A 2,958-nucleotide genomic window follows, 5' to 3' on the forward strand; every position below is an offset into this window, starting at 1 on the left:
GGCGGAGCAGAACCACTTCTGCCCGGTCAGCCGCCACGACCCGTCGGCGGCGGGTCGACCGACGGTGCTGGAACCGGACAGGTCCGAGCCGCCCTGCGACTCGGTCATCCACTGCCCGGACACGATCGCGGTGTCCGGGTCGGTGGAGGTCAGCCGGGGCAGCCACGCGTCGCGGACGCCGGAGTCGACCTCAGGAAGGCTGAGCAGCGCCGCCGCGCCGTCGGCCATCGCCACCGGGCAGGAGAACGTCGCCGACTCCGGCCCGTACAGGTGCAGCAGGGCGTGTTGGACGACCCGCGTGGCGGCCCCCCACTGCCCGCGCGCCGATTCCAGGTAGGGCAGGGCGACCACGGCGTGCCGGGCGGCGGCGGCGCGTTGGGCCCGCCACCCGGCGGACGTGTCGATCCGGTCGACGCGGGCGCCCCACGGGTCGTAGCGGACCAGGACCGGTGGGTGCGCCTCGGCGTCGGCGTGCGCGGCGCGCAGCGGCCCGGTCACGTCGGCGGCCAGGTCGATCAGCCGGCCCTGCGCGGCGGCGTGCCCGGCCGGGCCGAGCTGGCGGCGCAGCCAGGACCGCAGCAGCCGGTCACCGGTGTACGGGCTGTCGGGGGTGGGCGCCGGCTGCACGTAACGGGTCATCGTCTCCTCGCCTCCGCAGGGCACGCGTCGGGGTGTGCGCCGACCGTAGACGATGCGCCGGGCGGGCGACAGGGGCGAGTCGCTGCGCGGTTACCCGCCGTGCCCCTACGGTCGAAGGTGATGGGCAGCCAGCAGCCATGGACGCGGCCGGCCCGGCGTCGCCGGCCGGCGCGGACCGCGCTGTTGATCACCGGCGTGGGGGTGGGGCTGTGCCTGGTGGGGGTGGCCGGTCTGGGGGCGTGGAACGTGCAGATGCTGGCCGGGGCCGGCGACGAGGCCCGCCGCAGCGCCGACGGCTTCCTGCGGGAGGTCGCCGCGGGCGACGTGCAGCGGGCCTACGAGCGGCTGTGCGCGCAGTCGCGTACCCGGTGGAGCGCGGTCGGTTTCGCCGGCTGGGTGCGCACCCCGCCGGTCGTCACCGGCTACGAGATCGTCGACGTGTCGGTGCGCACGAGCCACGGCCGGCCGACCGGTGCGGTGCGCGCGCGGCTGACCCGCGACGGTGGTGCCGGCGAGGAGCGCACCGTGGCGATGGTGGAGGAGGACGGCCAGTGGCGCATCTGCGGGGACCCGTTCTGAGGTGGCTCAGTCGCGGGGGCCGAGGTCGCCGGCGCGGTAGTGCCGCCGGCACAGCACCTGGTAGCGCACGTCGGCGGTGTCCACGGTGTCGCCGATGACGACCTGCGCGCCCTCGCGGACGACCCGGCCGTCGACGACGCGGGCGTTGAGCAGCCCCTCGCGCCCGCACCAGCACAGCACCTCGACCTGGATGCGGGCGACGGAGTCGGCGAGTTCGAACAGTCGCCGGGCGGCGGGGAACAGGCAGGACCGGAAGTCGGTGGCCAGGCCGAAGGCGTACACGTCGACGTCGAAGTTGTCGACCAGGTCGGCCATCTGCTCGACGTGTTCGAGGTTGTAGAAGGACGCCTCGTCGCAGATGAGGTAGTCCACGCGTACCCCCTCGGCCCAGGCGTCGCGGACCAGGTCGCGCAGGTCGAGGCCGTCGGTGACCTCGATCGCGGCGTGGGCCAGGCCGATGCGGGTGGTGACCTGCGGGCCCAGGGACCGGTCGATGCGGGTGGTGACCAGGCCGCGGCGGCCCTGCCGGGCGTGGTTGTAGTTCATCTGTAGCGCCATCGTGGACTTTCCGCAGTCCATCGGCCCCCAGAAGAACCTCAGGGCGGCGGCGTGCAGCGGCCGGCCGTCGGCGCCCCGGGCGGCGGCGCAGCCACGCCGGGTGTCGTCGTCCGGGCCCGGAAGGGGCCGGGCCAGGCAGATCGGGGCGGCAGCGGCGTCGTCGGTCACGTCGGGGCAGCCTAGCCCATCGGCTGTCGCCGATCAGTTCGGTGCGTGTGCCCCCGCCCCTACAGCAGCCGGGGCGGGGTGTTGCCGGCGGCGACGATGGCGCGGCGGATCGGCACGGCGGCCAGCAGCACGAAGCCGACCACGAAGAAGATCAGCAGGGAGACCAGGCCCACCCGGTAGGACGAGGTGAGCTGGAACACCAGTCCGAACGCCAGGGGGCCGAGCCAGCTGGTGCCCCTGTCGCTGATCTCGTAGAAGCCGTAGTACTCGCCCTCCTTGCCGGCGGGGATGAGCTGGCTGAACAACGACCGGCTCAACGCCTGGCTGCCGCCGAGGACCAGGCCGATGGCCCCGCCGAGGACCATGAACGGCAGCGGCGCCTCGGCGGGTAGCCGGAACACCGCGATGATCACACCGGTCCACAGCACGAGGCTGAGCAGCACGGTCTTCCGCGCCCCGATGCGCCGGGCCAGCGCGCCGAGGGCCAGGGCTCCGCCGAAGGCGAGGAACTGCACCAGCAGGATGGTGGCGACCAGGGTGCTCTGTCCCAGCTTCAGCTCCTCGGTGCCGTACTGGCTGGCGAGGGTGATCACGGTCTGGATGCCGTCGTTGTAGACCAGGAAGGCCAGCAGGAACCACAGCGTCAGCGGGTACGCCTTGATCTCGCGCAGGGTGCGGCCGAGCTGGCGGAACCCGTCGGTGAGCACGTTGCCGCCGCCGGCCAGCGCGGCGGCGGTGGGATGCTCGCGCAGCCAGCGCAGCGGCACCAGGGTGAACACGGCCCACCACACGCCGGCCGACACGATCGACCAGCGGGCCAGGTCGAGGGTGCGCTGCGGGTTGCCCTCCTCGCTGAGCACGGTCACGGCGACGAGGTTCGCGGCCAGCAGCAGGCCGCCGCCGAGGTAGCCGATGGCCCAGCCGCGGCTGGAGATGCTGTCGCGTTCGTCGGGGCCGCCGAGCTGCGGCAGGAACGAGTTGTAGACCACCACGGCCGCGCCGAAGGAGATGTTG

Annotated in this window: 3 protein-coding genes and 1 pseudogene; 1 reads left to right on the plus strand and 3 read right to left on the minus strand. The window is 73.8% G+C overall.

All coding sequences use genetic code 11. The features are described from left to right. Positions 1-639 (minus strand): annotated as a pseudogene (locus MCAG_RS33150) (hypothetical protein); the annotation flags it as partial. A 120-nt stretch (positions 640-759) separates the two neighbouring features. Here MCAG_RS33150 and MCAG_RS00510 point away from each other — a divergent pair. After that, positions 760-1,218 carry a hypothetical protein gene (locus tag MCAG_RS00510; RefSeq protein WP_007071049.1) on the plus strand — a complete coding sequence of 153 codons (459 nt, stop codon included), beginning with the start codon at positions 760-762 and terminating at the stop codon, positions 1,216-1,218. Positions 1,219-1,224: 6 nt separating this feature from the next. Here the strand turns inward: MCAG_RS00510 and MCAG_RS00515 are convergent, their stop codons facing one another. Together MCAG_RS00515 and MCAG_RS00520 are read right to left on the minus strand one after the other, a co-directional pair. Then, a complete protein-coding gene (locus MCAG_RS00515) occupies positions 1,225-1,944 on the minus strand; it encodes a thymidine kinase (protein ID WP_036371738.1) in 720 nt (239 codons plus the stop codon). A gap of 59 nt (positions 1,945-2,003) precedes the next feature. Continuing rightward, positions 2,004-2,958, minus strand: a 955-nt coding sequence (locus MCAG_RS00520; protein ID WP_036371740.1) for an MFS transporter, incomplete at its 5' end; no start/stop codon positions are given.

This window comes from Micromonospora sp. ATCC 39149, assembly GCF_000158815.1.
Taxonomy (GTDB): Bacteria; Actinomycetota; Actinomycetes; order Mycobacteriales; family Micromonosporaceae; genus Micromonospora.

What these genes read in the sequence shown, in the direction of transcription:
- MCAG_RS00510 (WP_007071049.1), top strand. Translation starts at nt 760, where the DNA reads ATGGGCAGCCAGCAGCCATGGACGCGGCCGGCCCGGCGTCGCCGGCCG.